General features: G+C 73.6%; 19 protein-coding genes. 10 read left to right on the top strand and 9 right to left on the bottom strand.

Features of this window, described 5'->3' with window-relative positions:
- Positions 1 to 43: 43 nt before the first annotated feature.
- Entirely contained in the window at positions 44 to 334 is a 291-nt protein-coding gene (locus EIZ62_RS28640) for a DUF4190 domain-containing protein (protein ID WP_156695562.1), read from the bottom strand.
- Between the two features lie 126 nt (positions 335 to 460).
- A complete protein-coding gene (locus EIZ62_RS28645) occupies positions 461 to 1174 on the bottom strand; it encodes a lysophospholipid acyltransferase family protein (RefSeq protein ID WP_156695563.1) in 714 nt (237 codons plus the stop codon).
- A 160-nt stretch (positions 1175 to 1334) separates the two neighbouring features.
- On the opposite strand from EIZ62_RS28645, the gene EIZ62_RS28650 reads away from it, so the two are divergent.
- The 5 genes from EIZ62_RS28650 to EIZ62_RS28670 all read left to right on the top strand — a co-directional run bounded on the left by EIZ62_RS28650 (position 1335) and on the right by EIZ62_RS28670 (position 8236).
- Positions 1335 to 1730 carry a VOC family protein gene (locus EIZ62_RS28650; RefSeq protein WP_156695564.1) on the top strand — a complete coding sequence of 132 codons (396 nt, stop codon included), beginning with the start codon at positions 1335 to 1337 and terminating at the stop codon, positions 1728 to 1730.
- Positions 1731 to 1870: 140 nt separating this feature from the next.
- Entirely contained in the window at positions 1871 to 4450 is a 2580-nt protein-coding gene (gene lanKC / locus EIZ62_RS28655; protein WP_156695565.1) for a class III lanthionine synthetase LanKC, read from the top strand.
- A 2-nt stretch (positions 4451 to 4452) separates the two neighbouring features.
- Positions 4453 to 4581, top strand: a complete 129-nt coding sequence (gene ramS / locus EIZ62_RS28660) for a mycelium formation morphogenetic lantipeptide SapB (RefSeq protein ID WP_156695566.1) — start codon at positions 4453 to 4455, stop codon at positions 4579 to 4581.
- A 143-nt stretch (positions 4582 to 4724) separates the two neighbouring features.
- The gene (locus EIZ62_RS28665) at positions 4725 to 6539 is read left to right on the top strand and encodes an ATP-binding cassette domain-containing protein (RefSeq protein ID WP_156695567.1); all 1815 of its coding nucleotides are present in this window, start codon (positions 4725 to 4727) and stop codon (positions 6537 to 6539) included.
- Positions 6536 to 8236, top strand: a complete 1701-nt coding sequence (locus EIZ62_RS28670; RefSeq protein ID WP_156695568.1) for an ATP-binding cassette domain-containing protein — start codon at positions 6536 to 6538, stop codon at positions 8234 to 8236. The genes EIZ62_RS28665 and EIZ62_RS28670 overlap by 4 nt, the downstream gene beginning before the upstream one ends.
- Positions 8237 to 8249: 13 nt before the next feature.
- Here EIZ62_RS28670 and EIZ62_RS28675 read toward each other — a convergent pair whose 3' ends face one another.
- A complete protein-coding gene (locus tag EIZ62_RS28675; RefSeq protein ID WP_208828083.1) occupies positions 8250 to 8858 on the bottom strand; it encodes a response regulator transcription factor in 609 nt (202 codons plus the stop codon).
- 278 nt (positions 8859 to 9136) lie between these two features.
- Here EIZ62_RS28675 and EIZ62_RS28680 point away from each other — a divergent pair, with 278 nt between their 5' ends.
- From EIZ62_RS28680 to EIZ62_RS28690, 3 genes are all read left to right on the top strand, one after another.
- Positions 9137 to 9607, top strand: coding sequence for a DUF6098 family protein (locus tag EIZ62_RS28680; protein ID WP_156695569.1), 471 nt, complete (start codon positions 9137 to 9139; stop codon positions 9605 to 9607).
- An 80-nt stretch (positions 9608 to 9687) separates the two neighbouring features.
- A complete protein-coding gene (locus EIZ62_RS28685) occupies positions 9688 to 10998 on the top strand; it encodes an APC family permease (RefSeq protein WP_156695570.1) in 1311 nt (436 codons plus the stop codon).
- Positions 10999 to 11079: 81 nt separating this feature from the next.
- Entirely contained in the window at positions 11080 to 11514 is a 435-nt protein-coding gene (locus EIZ62_RS28690) for an SSI family serine proteinase inhibitor (protein WP_244376000.1), read from the top strand.
- A 12-nt stretch (positions 11515 to 11526) separates the two neighbouring features.
- Here EIZ62_RS28690 and EIZ62_RS32050 read toward each other — a convergent pair whose 3' ends face one another.
- The 5 genes from EIZ62_RS32050 to EIZ62_RS28710 form a co-directional block, all read right to left on the bottom strand.
- Positions 11527 to 11685, bottom strand: coding sequence for a hypothetical protein (locus tag EIZ62_RS32050; RefSeq protein WP_167536434.1), 159 nt, complete (start codon positions 11683 to 11685; stop codon positions 11527 to 11529).
- A 56-nt stretch (positions 11686 to 11741) separates the two neighbouring features.
- The gene (locus tag EIZ62_RS28695) at positions 11742 to 12704 is read right to left on the bottom strand and encodes a cytochrome c oxidase assembly protein (protein WP_156695571.1); all 963 of its coding nucleotides are present in this window, start codon (positions 12702 to 12704) and stop codon (positions 11742 to 11744) included.
- Positions 12705 to 12824: 120 nt separating this feature from the next.
- Positions 12825 to 13850, bottom strand: coding sequence for a 6-phosphofructokinase (locus tag EIZ62_RS28700; RefSeq protein WP_156695572.1), 1026 nt, complete (start codon positions 13848 to 13850; stop codon positions 12825 to 12827).
- A gap of 157 nt (positions 13851 to 14007) precedes the next feature.
- A complete protein-coding gene (locus EIZ62_RS28705) occupies positions 14008 to 14736 on the bottom strand; it encodes a type 1 glutamine amidotransferase (protein ID WP_156695573.1) in 729 nt (242 codons plus the stop codon).
- A gap of 18 nt (positions 14737 to 14754) precedes the next feature.
- On the bottom strand, positions 14755 to 16002 hold the full coding sequence (locus EIZ62_RS28710) for a Mur ligase family protein (protein ID WP_156695574.1): 1248 nt from the start codon (positions 16000 to 16002) through the stop codon (positions 14755 to 14757).
- Between the two features lie 115 nt (positions 16003 to 16117).
- Here EIZ62_RS28710 and def point away from each other — a divergent pair, with 115 nt between their 5' ends.
- Complete coding sequence (gene def / locus EIZ62_RS28715) at positions 16118 to 16663, top strand: peptide deformylase (RefSeq protein ID WP_156695575.1); 546 nt, start codon at positions 16118 to 16120, stop codon at positions 16661 to 16663.
- Between the two features lie 13 nt (positions 16664 to 16676).
- On the opposite strand, the gene EIZ62_RS28720 is transcribed toward def, so the two are convergent.
- The gene (locus tag EIZ62_RS28720) at positions 16677 to 17330 is read right to left on the bottom strand and encodes a TetR/AcrR family transcriptional regulator (protein WP_156695576.1); all 654 of its coding nucleotides are present in this window, start codon (positions 17328 to 17330) and stop codon (positions 16677 to 16679) included.
- A 135-nt stretch (positions 17331 to 17465) separates the two neighbouring features.
- On the opposite strand from EIZ62_RS28720, the gene EIZ62_RS28725 reads away from it, so the two are divergent.
- Positions 17466 to 18692, top strand: coding sequence for an acyl-CoA dehydrogenase family protein (locus EIZ62_RS28725; RefSeq protein WP_156695577.1), 1227 nt, complete (start codon positions 17466 to 17468; stop codon positions 18690 to 18692).
- Positions 18693 to 18888 lie beyond the last annotated feature (196 nt).

An 18888-nucleotide genomic window follows, 5' to 3' on the forward strand; every position in this document is an offset into this window, starting at 1 on the left:
AACGACGCCAGTGGGGGTGTCGGCAGTGGTGTCAGCGGGGACGTCAGCCGCCGACGTACCAGGTGAAGCCGCCGGTGGAGGCGGCCACGGCGAGCAGGATGCCGAAGACCACCAGGTCGATGATGCCGAGGACGATCGCGGCCTTCGCCATGCCCGCGCCGTTCTTGACCGGCGCCTGCCGGAGGGCGATCGCACCGAAGATGATGGCGAGCGGCCCGAGGATGATGTGGAAGAACAGCACACCGACGATGCCGCAGACGAGTCCGGCGATGGCGAGGCCGTTGGTGCGGGACTGCGACTGCCCGTGCGCGCTGCTGGTGCCGTAACCGGCCATGACAACTCTCCCTCTCCACAGTGGACTTGTGAAGGTCCGTGTTGCCCGCTGTGCCCGTCCCATGCCCGCCCGGTGGGAAAAACGTGCGCCGCGCTCCCTGCGGGGCCGGTGTCCGGGAGTCGCCGGTCAGCGCCGGAAGCGCCCGAACTTCCGTGCTTGATCGGCCTGTTGGGCTTCCTTCACGTTGGCCGCGTAGTCGTCCACGTACTCCTGGCCGGAGAGGGCGAGGATCCGGTACATGATCTCGTCGGTGACGGCACGCAGCACCGCCTTGTCGTTCTCCATCCCCGCGTACCGGGAGAAGTCCAGGGGTTCGCCGAACCGGATCCGCACCCGCTTGATCTTGGGCACGACCTGGCCGGGCGGCTGGATCTCGAAGGTCCCCACCATGGCGCACGGCACCACCGGGACACCCGCCCTCAGGGCCATCACCGCGACGCCGACCTTGCCCTTGTAGAGCCGCCCGTCGTGCGAGCGCGTGCCCTCCGGGTAGATCCCGAGCAGTTCACCCCTGCCCAGCACCCCGAGCCCCTCGCGGATCGCCGCCTGGCCGGCCTCCTTGCCGGAGCGGTCGACCGGGATCTGACCGGCACTGCGGAAGAACGCCGCGGTCAGACGGCCCTTGATCCCGGGGCCGGTGAAGTACTCCTGCTTCGCGAGGAAGGTGATGCGCCGCCGGAGCACGACCGGCATCAGGAAGTGGTCCGAGAAGGACAGGTGGTTGCCCGCCACGATCGCGGCGCCGTCCTCGGGGATGTGCTCCAGCCCCTCGGTCCTCGGCCGGAACAACAGCCGCAGCACCGGCCCGAGGAGGACGTGCTTGAGCAGGTAGTAGAACACTCGCTGGCTCCCTACTGCACCGGATCGGCTCGGATCGGATCGGCTCTGTGCGTTTTACCAGGACACAAACCGGTTCGGAGGGGGATCAGTGTAGGTGCGCGTGTCGTGACCGGGAACCACGCGCGGTGATGGGCGGCCGGGATGCGGGCACAAGGTCCTCATGACCGTACCCAAGAACAGCGTCCTGGTCCTGGACAGCGCCGAGCCCGAGGCCCTCGCGGAGTTCTACGCGGGACTCCTCGGCGCCCGCACCCGACGGGGGACCGACCCCGACTTCATCGAGGTGGCCGGCAACGACGGCGTCCGCGTCGCCGTCCGCCGCGACCACGGCTACGCCCCGCCGAGCTGGCCCCGCCCCGACGACTCACAACAGGCCCACCTGCACATCCTGGTGGCCGAGGACGACATGGACGAGGCGGAGCGCGAGGCCGTCAGCCTCGGCGCCCGGCCGGTGGAGACCAGGGACAACTCCGGCCCCCGCGACGTGCGCACGTACGCCGACCCGGCCGGCCACTCCTTCTCCCTGGTCGCCAGGGAAGGCCGTTCCGCGATGTGACTCCGGGGTCTCCCGGGGGGCGGCCCGAGGTTACTCGTGCGTTCCGCATGGCCGGTTGCTGACGGATGTGACTGTTGCCGCCCCCGCCGGGGGTGGCACCGTCTTCCCCGTCGTCATCGGTGCCGAGCGAGGGAGCAGGTGTGATCAAGGGCTACGCCGCCTTCTGCGACGCGGACCGCCACTTCTACGACGCGCCGTACCGGCTGTCCACGGAGGGCACCGACCGCAGGGGCGCGCAGTACGCGGCGGCACTGGCGCCCGTACCGGAAGGGTGGCACCGGCACCGCAGCGGTGACTGGCTGGCCCTGCGCCCCGTCGACCACGCGCTGCCCGCCCAGGGCTGGAAGATCCACGTGTCGGCCTGCCTGGACAACGCCGAACCGGTGCTGGAGCGGGTACGGGAGTACTGCCTCGCCCGCGGCGTCGCCTTCAAGTTCGTGCCGAGCCGCTACCTGCTGCACACCCGCAACGCCAAGTACGCCGACCGGGCCGCCAGCGGCAAGTTCATCACCGTCTACCCGGCGGATGACGAGCGGTGCCACCGGATCGCCGACGACCTGGCCGCGCTCCTGGCCGGCGAGCCCGGCCCGTACATCCTCAGCGACCTCCGCTGGGGCCAGGGCCCGGTGCACGTCCGCTACGGCAGCTTCACCCGGCGGCACTGCTACGGCGAGAACGGCGAACTGTGCCCGGCCGTCGAGCGCCCCGACGGGCGGCTCGTCCCCGACCTGCGCGGCCCCGTCTTCCAGATACCCGACTGGATCGACCCGCCCGCCTTCCTCCGCCCCCACCTCGACGCACGCGCCGCCGTCACGGTCACCGACCTCCCGTACACCGTCGACAGCGCCCTGCACTTCTCCAACGGCGGCGGGGTGTACGTCGGCCACGACCGCCGCACCGGCGAGAAGGTCGTCCTCAAGGAGGCGCGCCCGCACGCCGGCCTGGCCGCCGACGGAGCCGACGCGGTGACCCGGCTGCGCCGCGAGCAGACCGCCCTGGAACGGCTCGCCGGACTGCCGTACACCCCCGAGGTCAAGGGCACGTTCGTCGTCGGCGACCACCACTTCCTGGCGATGGAGTTCCTGGAGGGCAAGCCCCTCAACACCTTCTTCGCCCGCCGCCACCCCCTCATCGAGGCCGACCCGACACCCGAGTCCCTCGCCGACTACACCGCGTGGGCGCTGCGGATCCACCGGCTCGTCGAGGAGGCCGTCGACGCCGTGCACGCCCGGGGCGTCGTCTTCAACGACCTGCACCTGTTCAACATCATGGTGTCCGAGGACGAGACGTCCGTGGCGCTCCTCGACTTCGAGGCCGCCGCCCACATCGACGAGGGACGGCGCCAGACCGTCGCCAACCCGGCGTTCGTCGCCCCGCCCGACCGGCGCGGCTTCGCCGTCGACCGGTACGCCCTCGCCTGCCTGCGCATCGCCCTGTTCCTCCCGCTGACCAGCCTCTTCCCGCTGGACCCGGGGAAGGCGAGGCACCTGGCCGACATCGCCGCCGAGCAGTTCCCGGTGCCGCGCGCCTTCCTCGACGAGGCGGTCGCCGAGATCGCCGGAGAGTCCGCGAGCGGCCCCTACCTGCCCGTCGAACCCGGCGACTGGCCGCACAGCCGCGATTCCATGGCACGCGCCGTGCTGACCTCCGCCACACCGGAGCGCGAGGACCGGTACTTCCCCGGGGACATCGCCCAGTTCGCCTCCGCGGGCGGCGGACTGACCTTCGGCTACGGCACCGCCGGCGTCCTGTACGCCCTCGCCGAGACGGGCGCGCAACCCTGCGCGGAGGCCGAGGAGTGGCTGCTGCGCCGCACCAAGGAACCCGAGTCCGGCACCCCCGTCGGCTTCTACGACGGCCTCGCCGGCGTCGCCTGGGCCCTCGACCGCCTCGGCCACCCCGAACGCGCCCTGGAACTGGCCGAACTGACCCTCCGGCGGCCCTGGGAGGACATCGCGCCCGACCTGCACAGCGGGCTCGCGGGCGTCGGCCTCGCCCTGGACGCGCTCGGCATGCGCGACGCCGCCCTGCGCTGCGCGGACCTCGTCGCCGGCGCCCTCCCCGGCATCTCCCGCGCCGGACTGCTGTACGGCGCGTCCGGCCCCGCGCTGCTCTTCCTCCGGCTGTACGAACGCACCGGCGACAGCGGCCTGCTCGACCTGGCCGCCGACGCGCTGCGGCGCGACCTCGACCGGTGCGTCACCAGCGCGGGCGGCACCCTCCAGGTCGATGAGGGATGGCGGACCATGCCGTACCTCGGCGCCGGGAGCGTCGGCATCGGCATGGTGCTCGACGACTACGCCGCCCACCGCGAGGACGCCGCCTTCGACCGCGCCCGGCGCGACATCGTCCGGGCCGCCCAGGCCACGTTCTACGCCCAGCCCGGGCTGTTCCGGGGCGCGGCCGGCATGGTGCTGCACCTGAGCCGCACCACCGCGCCCGGCCCGGGCACCGGCCCCTCCGACGTACGGCGCCAGATCGACGCCCTCGCCCGGCACGCCGTGCCGTACCAGGGCCATCTGGCCTTCCCCGGCGAGCAGATGATGCGGCTGTCCATGGACCTCGCCACGGGCACCGCGGGCTGTCTGCTCGCCCTCGGCAGCGCCGCGTCCGACGGACACGCGCACCTGCCGTTCCTCCCGCCGCTCCGGCGGCCCACGAGCCGGCCCCATCCAGGGGCCGTGACCAAGCACACCGTCCCCATGAAGGAAAGGAACTGATCATGTCGCTTCTCGACCTGCAGTCGATGGAGACCCCGAAGGAAGAGGCCACGGGCGACGTCGCCACGGGCAGCCGCGCGAGCCTCCTGCTCTGCGGCGACAGCAGCCTGAGCGTCACCACCTGTAACTGACCCGCCCGGTCGCGCGGTGCCGAACGCGCGCGGCCGTACGGATCACCCGGTCCCGGGCGGCTCACCCCGCCCGGGGCCGTTCCCGTCTCCGCCCGGGACCGTGTCCCCGCCCCCGCTCCGTCCCGAGGAGGGCACCGCTCCCCATGACCTCCGCGCCGCACCCGGAAGCCACCCCCCGACCGCCCGCGCCACCGCCGCCCCCCACGGCCGAGGCACCGGCCCCGGCACCCGGCCCCGGCCCCGCCGGAACGCAACCTCGGGGAGCGGACCGCGTGCTGCGGGGCGCCGTCCGGCACAGCGGCGGACGCGCCGCGGCCGTACTGCTCTGCTCCCTGGCCGCCGCGCTGGCCGCCCTCGCCGAACCCGCCGTCCTCGGGCGCAGCCTCGACCTGCTGCTCGCCGGCTCGCCCGACGCACCCCGCTGGGTCGCCCTGTGCACCACGCTGATCGCCGCCGAGGTGGCCCTCGACGCCCTGGTGGCCCTGCTGACCGGCACCACCAACGCCCGCACCACCGCCTGGCTCCGGCACCGCGCCCTCGGCCGGCTGCTCACCGCCTCCCCCCACCACGCGGCGGCCCGCTTCGCCCCCGGCGACCTGGCCACCCGGCTCACCGCCAACGCCACCGATGCCGGCACGTTCCCCGCGACCGCCGCGGCCGCGCTCGCCACGGTCGTCCCACCGCTCGGCGCCCTGGCCGCCCTGCTCCTGATCGACCTGTGGACCGCGGCGGCGTTCCTGGCCGGGGTCCCGCTGCTCGTGCTGCTCCTGAGGGCCTTCGCCCGCAGCTCGTCCGACACCGTCTCCCGCTACCAGCGCGTGCAGGCGGCCATGGCGGACCGGCTCGTCGAGGCCCTGTCCGGCGCCCGGACGATCGCCGCCGCCGGCACCACCGCGCGCGAACAGCGGCGCGTCCTCGCCCCCCTGCCCGAACTCGCCGCCGAGGGAAGGACGATGTGGCTCGTCCACGGCCGGGCCGTCGCCCGCAGCAGCGTCCTCATGCCGCTGCTGGTGTGCGTCGTCCTCGCTGTCGGCGGCGCCCGGCTGGCCTCCGGCGACCTGGGCGTCGGCGAACTGGTGGCGGCCTCGCGGTACGCCGCGCTCGCCGCGGGCGTCGGCGCGGTCGCCTCGGCCCTCGGCGCCCTGGTCCGCGGCCGCGCCGCCGCCCGCCGCACCGGCGAGCTCCTCGCCCTGACGGCGGTCCCGCACGGCCGTCAGGCCCTCCCCGCCGGCGGCACGGGCACCCTCGAACTGCGTGACGTCACGGTCGTGCGCGACGGCACGGCCGTGCTGAGCGGCGTCGACCTGCGGGTGCCCGGCGGGGCGACGGCCGCCGTGGTCGGCCGGTCCGGCGCGGGCAAGTCCCTGCTCGCGGCCGTCGCGGGCCGGCTCGCCGACCCCGACGACGGGTGCGTCCTGCTCGACGGCGTACGCCTGGACCGCCTCGCCCCGCGGGAGTTGCGCCGCGAGGTGGGGTACGCCTTCAGCCGGCCCGCCCTGTTCGGCACGACCGTGGGCGAGGCCATCGCGTTCGGCGCCGACCCGGCGGGCCCGGCCGCGGTGCGGGACGCCGCGCGGGCGGCCGGCGCGGACGGGTTCGTCGAACGGCTCCCCGACGGCTACGACACGCGCCTTTCCGACGCCCCGCTCTCGGGCGGCGAGTTCCAGCGGCTCGGGCTCGCCCGGGCGTTCGCCCACGCGGGGCGGCTGCTGATCCTCGACGACGCCATGTCCGGCCTGGACACGGTCACCCAGCGGCAGGTCGAGCGGGCACTGACCGAGGACGTCCGGCCGGGCACCCGGCTCGTCGTCGCCCACCGGCTGTCCTCCGCCGCCCGGGCGGACCTGGTGGTCTGGCTGGAGGAGGGCCGGGTGCGCGCCGTCGGGCCGCACCGGACGCTGTGGCGGGACCCCGCCTACCGGGCCGTGTTCGCCCCGCCCGGCACGGAGGACGCATGACGGCGCGCCCGGTCCTGGCCCAGGGGCGGACCTTCCTGCTGCGGCGCAGGCGCGACCTGCTGCGCCTGGCCGGCTGGTCCCTGCTGGAGTCCGCCCACACCTTCCTCGGCGGCTACGGCGTCGCCCGTGCCCTGGACGACGGGTTCCTCGCCGGGCGCACCGGCTCCGGACTGCTGTGGCTGGCCGTGGCCGCCGCCGGGACCCTGCTCGGCGGGCTCGCCGTACGCGGCGTGTTCGGCGGGCTCGCGGGCCTGGTCGAGCCGCTGCGCGACGGCCTGGTCCGGCGGGCCGTGTCGCAGTCCCTCGCGACGGCGGTGGCGGACCCGGCGCGCGCCGAGGGCGAGGCGGGCAGCAGGGCCGTCTCCCGGCTCACCCACCAGACCGAGATCGCCCGCGACAGCTTCGCCGGGCTCGTCCTGACCGCCCGGTCCTTCGTCTTCACCGCCCTGGGCGCGCTGGCCGGCCTGGCCTCCCTGGAACCCGCGCTGACCCTGGTCGTCCTGCCGCCGCTGCTGCTGGGCCTGGGGCTGTTCCTCGCCACGCTGGCGCCCATGGCCGCCGTGCAGCGGGCGTTCCTCGACGCCGACGAGGCGCTGGCGGAGCGGGTCGGCGCCGTCGGCGCGGGCCTGCGGGACGTCGTCGCGTGCGGGGGCGAGCGGTACGCGGCCGCCGAGACCGGCCGGCTGATCGACGCGGGGGCCCGGCTCTCGCGGCGCCTGGCGCGATGGGCGGCCGTGCGCACGCTCGCCCTGGGCGCGGCGGGCCGCCTCCCGGTCGTCGCGCTGCTGCTGGCGACCCCGTGGCTGCTGCGCGGCGGGGTCACCGCGGGCACCCTGCTCGGCGCCCTCACCTACCTCGTCCAGGCGCTGCTGCCGGCCCTGGACGCGCTGATGACCGCGCTCGGGGCGGCCGGGACGCGGCTCCTCGTGGTCCTGGAGCGGTTCACCGGCGACGCGCCCGCCCCGCCCCCGGCGCCCGCCGCCGCCCCCGCCCTCCCCGGGCCCCGCCACCTCGCGCGGCCCGCCGCCGAACTGCGGGGCGTGACCTTCGCGTACGGCCCCGGGGCGAAGCCCGTACTGGACGGCCTCGACCTGGTCGTCGAACCGGGGGAGCACCTCGCGGTGGTGGGCCCGAGCGGTATCGGCAAGTCGACCCTGACCGGGCTCCTCGCCGGGCTCCTCGCGCCGAGCACCGGCACGGTCACGGTGGCCGGCGCGGTCGCGCTGCTGCCCCAGCAGGCGTACGTCTTCACCGGTACCGTCCTCGACAACCTGCGCTACCTGCGCCCCGACGCCACCCCGGCCGAGGTCCGCCGGGCGGTCGACGCGCTCGGGCTCGCCCCCCTCGTCCGGCGGCTCGGCGGCCCGGACGCGGTGATCGACCCGCGCCGGCTGTCGCACGGTGAGCGCCAGAGGCTGGCGCTCGGCCGCGCCTACCTGTCGCCCGCCCCCCTCCTCCTGCTGGACGAGGCCACCTGCCACCTGGACCCCGCCACCGAGGAGCACGCCGAGCGCGCGCTGGCCGCCCGCCCCGGCACGCTCGTCGTGGTCGCCCACCGCATCACGTCCGCCGTACGGGCCGACCGGGTGCTGGTCCTGGACGGCGACCGGGCCCAGTGCGCCCCGCACGGCGAGCTGCTGGAGCGGTCCGGCCTGTACCGGGACCTCGCCGGGCTGTGGCGGCCCGGCGCTGCCTGATCGCAGGGCTCCCTCACACCCATCCCGCGCCCTGCGATATACGGATCGCGTCTATTCGGTTGCGGGCGCCGACCTTGCGGGTGGCCGAGGCCATGTAGTTGCGCACCGTCCCGTTCGACAGGTGCAGGCCCCGCGCTATCTCCGCGATCGACTCGCCCTCCGCCGCCCGGGCCAGCACGCTCAGCTCCCGCGCGGTGAGCGGCATCCGGGACGCCTCCAGAAAGCCGAAGGCGAGCGACTCGTCCACGAACCGCTCGCCCTCGGCGACCTTGTGGATGCCCCGCACCAGCCGGTGCGGGGAGCCGTGCTTGTCGACGAACCCCAGCGCCCTCGCCTCGAACGCCCGGCGCAGCGCCCCGGGCCGTCCGGCCGACGCCAGGACCAGCAGCGCCGTGCGCGCGCCCAGCAGCTCCCGGTCGGCCCCCGCCTCGCCGTCCAGGAGAGCCCCCGCCCCCGGACAGTCGAGGTCGACCACGCACACGTCCGGCCGTAACGACTCGGCGTGGCGGTTGGCGGCGCGCCAGCCCGCCGAGAACACGTCGAACGCCCCCTCGGTCCTCAGCAGTGCCTCCAGCGCGGATCTCAGCAGACCGACGCTGTGCAGTACGAGCACTCTGGTCATGGCCCATCCCCTCCCTGTCGTCCGTCCGGCCGATCACACCGGGCATCCGTATGGTCACCCATCCGGCTTCCCCGGGCGGCGGAACTGGAACATCGCCCCGTTACGTGAAGGGGCGCGTCTCCTTGTGAGTGAGCGCCCCCCGTGCGCCGGGGGTGCGCGTGTGTGCGCCCCTGGGGCGGAGAGCCGGCGGTGCGGGGGTCACGTGGTGGGAACGGGGGCGTCCCGTGAAAATGACGGGGTACGTGGTGGTCCTCCGTACGCCCAGGAGGTGGAGCCCGATGACGCAGACGACCCCCAGGACACCGGCCCCCGACGGGGAGGCCGACCTGCCCACGGTCGCCTCCCTGCGGGAGCTGGAGGAACTGGTGGTGCGCCGCGGGCCGCTCTACGTCCGCTGGTCCCGTGGCCCGGCCCGTGACCTGGGCCGGACCCGCAGCGTCGACGAACTCACCGGCATCCCCATGCCCGGCCTGTCCGCGAACCCCCTCGAGGTGGAGGAGTGGTGGGGCGACCGTTCCCTGCGGCTGTGGGTGGCGCGCCGGCTGTACGACTACTGCCATCTGCGGCGGGACCGGGACGGCGACGTACGCCCCTGGACCCTGCGCGGCCGCGAGGTCGGCCGTGGCCCGGACAACGAGCCGCTCGTCCGCGACATCGAACCGGTCAGCTGGATCGACCTGGCCGTCATGGCCGAGGCCGAGGCGGAGGTGGCCCGCCAGCGACGCCCCTGGGGCCCCATGCGCCGCTGACCGCACCCACCGGCCGGCCGCACCCCGCAACCGGTCGCGGGGCGGGGCTGCGACCGCGTTTCCGGGGAAGGAGGTGCGGCATGCCAGAAGCGAACGACCAGCCGCTCAAGCGTGCGCTGAGCACGCCCCTGCTCTACTTCTTCATCCTCGGCGACGTCCTCGGCGCCGGGGTGTACGTCCTGATCGGCCAGGTCGCCGCCGACTCCGGGGGCGCCGTCTGGGTGCCGCTGGCCGTCGCCCTCGTGCTCGCCCTGCTCACCGCGGCCTCCTACGCGGAACTCGCCACCAAGTACCCCCGGGCCGGTGGCGCCTCCCACTACGCGACCCGCGCCTACGGGCCGTTCGCCGGGTTCCTCACGGGCTTCTGCATGCTCGCCGCCGGGATCGTCTCGGTCGGCGCCCTGGCCCGGGGCTTCGCCGGTGACTACCTGACGGCCTTCGTCACCCTGCCCGTCGCCCTGGTCGCCGTCGTGTTCCTGGCGGCCCTGGCCCTGCTCAACGCGCGCGGCATCCGGGAGTCCACCCGCGCCAACGTGATCGCCACGGTCGTCGAGCTGGGCGGCCTCGCCATCGTCGTGGTGCTCGGCGCCCGGCTGCTGCTGCGGGGCGACGGCGACCCCGGCCGGCTCACGCAGCTCGGCACGGCCGGGCAGGGCGCGGCCGCCGCCGTCCTGAGCGGCGCGGTCCTCGCGTACTACTCCTTCGTCGGCTTCGAGACCGCCGTGAACGTCGCCGAGGAGACCCGCGACCCCCGGCGCTCCTATCCGCGCGCCCTGTTCGGCGCGCTCCTCACGGCCGGCGCGGTGTACGTGGCCGTCGGCCTGGCCGCCTCCGCCGCCGTGCCGACCGGCACGCTCGCGGCGTCCAGCGGACCGCTCCTGGAGGTGGTGCGGGCCGCGGGCGGGGTGCCGGTGTGGCTGTTCAGCGCGATCGCGCTGGTCGCCGTCGCCAACGGGGCGCTGCTGACCGGCATCATGTCCTCCCGGCTCGCCTACGGCATGGCCAGGGACGGCCTGCTGCCGGCCGCGCTGACGAAGGTCCTGCCCGGGCGCCGTACACCGTGGGTGGCGATCGCCGCCACGACCGCCCTGTCGATGCTGCTGGCCCTGACCGGCAGCGTCGCCACCCTCGCCTCCACCCTGGTGCTGCTGCTCCTGGTGGTGTTCTTCCTGGTCAACACGGCGGCGCTGGTCCTGCGCCGGGACCGCGGCGTCCCCGGGCACTTCCGCGCCCCGACCGTGGTGCCCGTGCTGGGCGCGGCGTCCTGCGTCCTGCTGGCCGGCCGGGTGGAGCCGCAGGTCTGGCTGCGCGGGCTGATCGTCCTCGGCGTCGGCCTGGTCCTCGCGGCGGTGGCCGCCGCCCGGCGGGATCCGGAGCGGGCGCCCGGGTGAGGCCGGCGGGTGGGCCGTACGCGGGACGGCGCGGCGCGTCGGCTTGGCCACCGGCCTCGGCCGGATGTGCCCTGGCCCTGCGTGAGTCCGCCCCAGGAGCCCCGGGAGTACGAAGTGTCCCTCCGCGCCGCCGCTGCCGTCGCCGCCGTCCTCCTCGCCCTCGCACCGGCCGTACCCGGCCACGCCGACGCCCGCGACCCCGCGCCCGGGCCCGCCGAGGGTCTCTTCCTCACCCTTTCCGGCGGCGACGAGAGCTGGATCCGGGGCGTCCGGCTGCGCTGTTCGCCCCGGCCCGCGGGCCCCCACCCGCAGGCGGCGGGAGCCTGCGCGTCCCTGGACACGGCACGCGGGAACCTGGACCGGCTGCGCGGCGACCAGCACCCGTGCACCAAGAGGTTCGACCCGGTCACCGCCCGTGCGGTCGGGGAGTGGCGCGGGACGAGCCTCGACTGGCGCCGGACCTACCCCAACGCCTGCGTCCTGGACACCGCGACCGGGCCGGTCTTCCGCTTCTGAGGGCGTCCCGCGTCACGTGTCGCGGGTGGCCGCCATTCCGATCGTCACCAGCCCGAGCACCACCCAGCCGAACCACAGCCAGCCATTGCTGCCGAGCGCCACCGTGTAGGCCGTCGTCAGGACCAGCGCCCCGATGGTGACCCCGCTCATCGTCTTCGTGGAACCGGACATGCGCGTCCTCCTCATGGCGGTCTACCGCCATGGTCGCCCCCGGGGAGGGGTCCGCGCTACCGTCCGCGCGTCTGCAGCGAGGCGAGGTAGGCGTTGTACGCCTCCAGTTCCTTGTCCCCGTTGCGGTCGGCCGCCCTGTCCGTGCGCACCGCCTGACGCTGCTCGGAGCGGTACCACTGGTAGACCAGCGCGATCAGCACCAGTACGGACGGGATCTCGCTGAACGCCCAGGCGATGCCGCCCGCCGCGTTCTGGTCGGTGAGCGCGTCGATGCCGAGGGAGGCGGGCGGGTTCGCGTACGTCCCGACCATCGGTTCCGTCGCCATCATCAGCGCGATGCCGAAGAAGGCGTGGAACGGCATGCCCGCGAACAGCTCCAGCATCCGCATCACGTAGCCGGGCCGGTGCGGGCCCGGGTCCACGCCCATGATCGGCCAGAAGAACACCAGGCCGACCGCGAGGAAGTGCACCATCATCGCGATGTGCCCCGGCTTGGAGCCCATCAGGAAGTCGAACAGCGGGGTGAAGTACAGGGCGTACAGGCTCGCGATGAACAGCGGGATCGTGAACACCGGGTGCGTGACGATCCGCATGTAGCGACTGTGCAGCAGCGCCAGCAGCAGCTCGCGCGGCCCCTTGGCCCCGCGCCGCGAGGCGACGGGCAGGGCGCGCAGCGCCAGCGTCACGGGGGCGCCCAGCAGCAGCAGGATCGGCGACAGCATGCTGATCACCATGTGCTGCACCATGTGCACGCTGAACATGACCATGCCGTAGTCGTTCAGTTTCGTGCACATCACCAGTGCGACGCTCAGCACACCGGTGACGAAGAAGACCGTCCGGCCCACCGGCCAGGCGTCGCCGCGCCGCCGCAGCCGGACGACGCCCCAGCCGTACAGGCCGAGGGCCAGCAGGCAGCCGGTGAGGAAGAAAGCGTCCGGCGAGAGGGCGAGCCCCTGCCCCAGCGAGAAGGGCGGAAGATCCATGGGCATGTCGTGCGTGCCGTGCCCGCTGTGATCCATCCGCCGGCTCCTGATTCGTGCTGGGTTGTCCGCTTGCGGGGTCCAGACTAGAACCGCCCCCGATCGCGGCTGCGACCGGGGGCGGATGGTTCATCGTGCAACGTCATCGTCCGGTGGACGTCACAGCACCGTCTCGGCCTCGTCGTACCGCTCCGAGGGCACCGTCTTCAGCGTCTCCACGGCCTGGGCGAGCGGCACCATCACGATGTCCGTGCCGCGCAGCGCGGTGAGCATGCCGAACTCGCGGCGGTGCGCCGCCTCCACCGCGTGCCAGCCGAACCGCGTCGCCAGGACCCGGTCGTACGCGGTCGGGGTGCCGCCCCGCTGGACGTGCCCGAGGATCACCGCGCGGGCCTCCTTGCCGAGGCGCCGCTCCAGCTCGCCGGCCAGCTGCTGGGCCACCCCGGCGAACCGCTCGTGGCCGTAGATGTCCTTGCCGCCCTCGTTGAACTCCATGGAACCCGCGCGCGGCTTGGCGCCCTCCGCGACGACCACGATCGCGAACTTCTTGCCCGCCTCGAAGCGGGCCCCGACGCGGGCGGTCAGCTCGTCGATGTCGAAGGGCCGCTCGGGCACCACGATGGCGTGCGCACCGGCGGCCATGCCGGAGTGCAGGGCGATCCAGCCGGTGTGGCGACCCATGACCTCGACGATCAGCACGCGCTGGTGGGACTCGGCGGTGGTCTTCAGCCGGTCCAGCGCCTCGGTGGCGACACCGACGGCCGTGTCGAACCCGAAGGTGACGTCGGTCGACGCGATGTCGTTGTCGATCGTCTTGGGGACGCCGACTATGGGCAGCCCCGCCTGGGAGAGCAGGTTGGCGGCCTTGAGGGTGCCCTCGCCGCCGATCGGGATGATCGCGTCGAGGCCGAGGTCGGCGACGTGCCCCTTGGCGCGCTCGACACCGTCGACCAGGTGCGCCGGCTGGACGCGGGAGGAGCCGAGGATCGTGCCGCCCCGGGCCAGGATGCCGGCCACCGCGTCGAGGTCGAGCTTGCGGTAGTCGCACTCCAGGAGGCCCTTCCAGCCGTCGTGGAAGCCGATGACCTCGTCGCCGTGGTCGACGACGGCGCGGTGCACGACGGAACGGATGACGGCGTTCAGACCGGGGCAGTCGCCGCCGGAGGTGAGCACACCAATGCGCATAGCCCGAAATACCTTTGCAACGTGGGCCGACTCCCGGACCACGTCGTCCGGTTGGATCCCCGTCACCCTACCGGCGTTGGGTGACGGGGCCGAAACGAGCGTCCGTCTACTGGACGGTAGTCGTACGAACCGACAAGACCTGGGGGCCGACGGTCCGTCAGGCCGGCTGCGAGGCGGCCGCGATGCGCTCGGTGCGCAGCGCCTCGTACCACCGGTCGTCGGTCGGCGGCAGCGCGTTCACATCGAGGGCCAGCTTCAGCAGCAGGTCCGCGATCTGAGGATTGCGCGCCATGACCGGTCCGTGCATGTACGTCCCGAAAACGGTGTCGTTGTACGCACCCTCGGTGCCGTCCCCGGTGCCGTTGCCGTTGCCGAACACCGTCCGGGCGAAGGGGCGGGCCGTCGGACCGAGGTGGGTCACGCCCTGGTGGTTCTCGAACCCGGTCAGCTGGGGCAGGCCCAGCCGGGGGTCGATGTCGGCCAGCACGTCGCCCACGCACCGGGCGCCCTCGCCGCGCGTGGAGATCACGTCGATCAGGCCGAGGCCCGGCTCGCGCTCCCCGAGGTCGTTGATGAACTCGTGGCCCAGGATCTGGTAGCCGGCGCACACCGAGAAGATGATGGCGCCGTTCTCCGCCGCCCGGTTCAGGCCGCCGTCGCGGCGCAGCCGCTCCGCCGCGAGGCGCTGCGGCCGGTCCTCGCCGCCACCGATCAGGTAGATGTCGCCGGACGTGGGGATCGGCTGGTCGCTGCGCACGTCCACCCGCTGCACGTCCAGACCGCGCTGGCGGGCGCGCCGCTCCACCACGAGGGCGTTGCCCTGGTCTCCGTACGTACTGAGCAGGTCCGGGTAGACCCACACGAGACGCAGACTGCTGTCGCTCATGCTCATGTCCTTAAAGGGTCAGTTGCCGACGCGGCGGCGGACGTCCTGGAACGCGGTGTAGTTGGCGATCAGCTCGATCCGCCCGGGCGGCGACAGCTGCACCGCCTCGTCGACCGTCTCGCACACCCGGAAGTCCAGGCCCGCCACCTCCAGCCGCACCGCGAGGTCCAGCCGGCGGTCGCCGATCACCACGATCGGGTGCCCGGCCAGCCGGGTGTAGTCGACGTCCCAGAGCCAGGAGGTGTCCGTGCCGTCCGCGCCGCGCGCGTTGACGGACAGGATCACCGGCGTCGGCGGCGGGTCGATCAGCGAAAACGTTTCGAGCCAGCCCGCCGGGTTCTTCGCCAGCAGCAGCCGCAGGTCACGGCCCTGGAAGTTCACCACGTCGTACCGGCCGGCCACCGCCTGCACCTGGTACATCCGCTCCAGCGCGACCTGCGGCGGCACGCCGAACACGGCCGCCACGGCGGCGGAGGTGGCGGCGTTCGCCCGGTTGGCGCGGCCGGGGAGCTGGAGGTGGATCGGCCAGGCCGAGCCGTGCGGGTCCAGCACGTGCTCGCCGCTGAGCGCCCAGCTGGGGGCGGGCCGGCGGAAGCCGCACTCGCCGCAGAACCAGTCGTCGCCGGGCCGCTGCATCACACCGCCGCAGGCCGGGCACGACCAGGCGTCGTCCTTCCACTCCTGGCCGGCCGCCACCCACACGACGTTGGGGGAGGAGGACGCGGCCCAGACGACCAGCGGGTCGTCGGCGTTGGCGATGACGACCGCCTTCGTACCGGACAGGCCCTCGCGCCACTTCTCGGCGAGCATCCGCGTCTCGGCGGCGCGGTCGAGCTGGTCACGGGAGAGGTTGAGCAGCGCGATCGCCTTGGGCGTCACGTCGCGCGCCACGCCCGCGAGGTACTTCTCGTCGACCTCGATCACGCCGAACTTGGCGTCCGAGCCGCCGGCGAGGGCGGAGGTGATGCCCGCGGGCATGTTCGCGCCGAGCGCGTTCGACACGACCGGGCCGCTGGCCCGCAGCGCCTCGGCGATCAGCCGGGTGGTGGTCGTCTTGCCGTTGGTCGCCGACACCAGGACGACGTCCAGGTGCTGCGCGAGCCGCCCCAGCAGGTCGGGGTCGAGCTTGAGCGCCACCCGGCCGCCGATCACCGATCCGCTGCCGCGTCCCGCGGCGCGTGACACCGCCGCTGCGGCCTTTCCCGCCGTCACGGCCAGCTTGGCGCGCGGCGACAGCGGCTCAGGATTGCCCTGGTGTCCTGCCATCGTCCTTGTTCCTCCTAGCGTGGGTCCGGGCTCAGCCTATCGACCTCCGGCCGGACGCCCGAACCGCGCCACCTGCCGAAACCCCACGAGGTGCGCGGAACGTAGGGTGGACGCCATGCGAAACCGGCCGATCCCCGGCAGTTCCGGCCATGTACGAGCCATGACCCTGCTCGGCGACCCGGTCCTGCACACGCCCTGTGAACCCGTCAGCGACTTCGGTCCCTCGCTGGCCCGGCTCGTCGAGGACCTGTTCGCCACGATGTACGCGGCCCAGGGCGTGGGCCTCGCGGCCAACCAGATCGGCGTGGGCTCGCGGGTCTTCGTCTACGACTGCCCCGACGACGATGACGAACGTCACCTCGGTCACATCGTCAACCCGCGCCTGGTGGAGGCGGACGGGGTGACGGTGCGCGGCCCGGAGGGCTGCCTGTCGCTGCCCGGCGTCGAGGCCGGTACGGAACGCTTCGACCGCGCGGTGGTCGAGGGCGTCGACCTGCTGGGCGCGCCGGTGCGCGTCGAGGGCACCGGGTTCTTCGCCCGCTGCCTCCAGCACGAGTGCGACCACCTGGACGGCACGGTCTACACCGACCGCCTCACCGGCTGGCGCCGGGCCAGGGCGCTGCGGGCGGCACGGCGCGCCCCCTGGGCCCGGGACGCCTGAGGGCGCCGGGGCGTCAGAACCCCGGGCCGCCCTCCTTGTCGTCGACCCGCTCCAGCCGGCCCCACAGCAGGTCGGCCAGGCCCTTGACCAACTCGGTGCGCGAGCAGGGCCGTTCCCCGAGCCACCAGTCGCCGGCGGCGTGCATCATGCCGACGATGCCATGGCCCCACACTCGGGCCATCACCTCGCTGTTCGGTCCGAGGTCGACGCGCTCGGCGATCACCTTGGCGAGCTCCTCGCCCATCCGCCGCAGCACCGGTGCGGAGTGCCGGCCTATGTCGAAGCCCTGCTCCGAGTGCTGGCCGCCGCCGGTGTCCTCCGAGGGGTGCATCAGGAACCGGTAGACCTGCGGGCGCGCCTCGATGGCGGCCAGGTACGTGTCGAGCGTGGCCTCCACCCGCTCGCGCCGGTCGGCGGGCGCGTCGAGCGCCTGCTGGAGGGCCGACAGCAGCGCGTCCGTGTGGCGCTTGGCGAGCGCCCGGTACAGGCCGCCCTTGTCGCCGAAGTGGCGGTAGAGGATCGGCTTGGTGATGCCGGCCTCGGCGGCGATGGCGTTCATGGACGCCTGCGGCCCGTCCCGGAGGACCACGCGGTCCGCGGCCTCGAGCAGTTCGCGCCGCCGCTGGTCGGCCGACCGCTGCTGGTCCGTCCGGTGTGTGGTCTCCATAGTGTTTCTCCCCGCGCCCGTGCGATGTCCGTAAGACCCGCGCAACGTAACACCCACCCCTTCGAAGCCGCCGGTTGACAGCGGCTACTAACCAGTAACAGACTGCCGTTACCGCAAGTAACACCGGGAGGGAACATGGCCGAGTTCACCTTTGAACTCAACGACGACCAGAAGCAGGTCCGTGACTGGCTGCACGGCTTCGCCAAGGACGTGATCCGACCGGCCGCCTCCGAGTGGGACGAGCGGGAGGAAACCCCCTGGCCGGTCATCCAGGAGGCCGCCAAGGTCGGCATCTACTCCCTCGACTTCTACGCGCAACAGTTCTTCGACCCGACCGGCCTCGGCATCCCGATGACCATGGAGGAGCTGTTCTGGGGCGACGCGGGCATCGCCCTGTCCATCGTCGGCACCGGCCTCGCGGCCGTCGGCGTCCTCGCCAACGGCACCGAGGAGCAGATCGGCACCTGGATCCCCCAGATGTACGGCACCCCCGACGACGTCAAGGTCGCCGCCTTCTGCTCCTCCGAGCCGGACGCCGGCTCCGACGTCGCCGCCATGCGCACCCGCGCGGTCTACGACGGGGCCACGGACGAGTGGGTCCTCAACGGCACCAAGACCTGGGCGACCAACGGCGGCATCGCGGGCGTGCACGTCGTCGTCGCCGTCGTCGACCCCGAGCTCGGCTCCAAGGGCCACGCCTCCTTCATCGTCCCCCCGGCCACCCCCGGTCTGTCCCAGGGGCAGAAGTTCAAGAAGCACGGCATCCGCGCCTCCCACACCGCCGAGGTCGTCCTCGAGGACGTCCGCGTCCCCGGCCACTGCCTGCTCGGCGGCAAGGAGAAGCTGGACGAACGGCTCGCCCGCGCCCGGGAGAAGGCCGCCAAGGGCGCCGACCGCGTCAAGAACGCCGCCATGGCCACCTTCGAAGCGTCCCGCCCGGCCGTCGGCGCCATGGCGGTCGGCACCGCCCGCGCCGCGTACGAAGTGGCGCTCGACTACGCCAGGACCCGTGTCCAGTTCGGCCGCCCCATCATCGACAACCAGGGCGTCGCCTTCCAGCTGGCCGACATGCGCACCCAGATCGACGCCGCCCGGCTCCTCGTCTGGCGCGCCTCCTGGATGGCGACCACCGGCAAGCCGTTCACCTCCGCCGAGGGCTCCATGTCCAAGCTCTACGCGAGCGAGGTCGCCAAGAAGGTCACGGCGCAGGCCGTCCAGATCCTCGGCGGAAACGGCTTCACCCGCGAGTACCCGGTGGAGCGGATGCACCGCGACAGCGCCATCTACACCATCTTCGAGGGCACCAGCGAGGTCCAGCGCCTGGTCATCGCCCGCACCCTGTCCGGGATGCCCATCCGCTGAACCGGTGAGCCGGCGCCGCCGGACCGGGGCTCTTCTACGGGCACACCAGCAGTCCTGGAAGCAGCTGGTTAAGTAACTGTTCTTCCCCTTGTATCCGATGTCCTGATTCGACGCCATGAACCCGAACCTGCGGTCGTGGGCGACGACGAGCAGCGGGCCCTTGCAGTCCGCCAGCGGGCCGTACGACGTGTGCGGG

Origin of the sequence: Streptomyces ficellus (genome assembly GCF_009739905.1) — a bacterium.
GTDB classification, from domain to species: domain Bacteria; phylum Actinomycetota; class Actinomycetes; order Streptomycetales; family Streptomycetaceae; genus Streptomyces; species Streptomyces ficellus_A.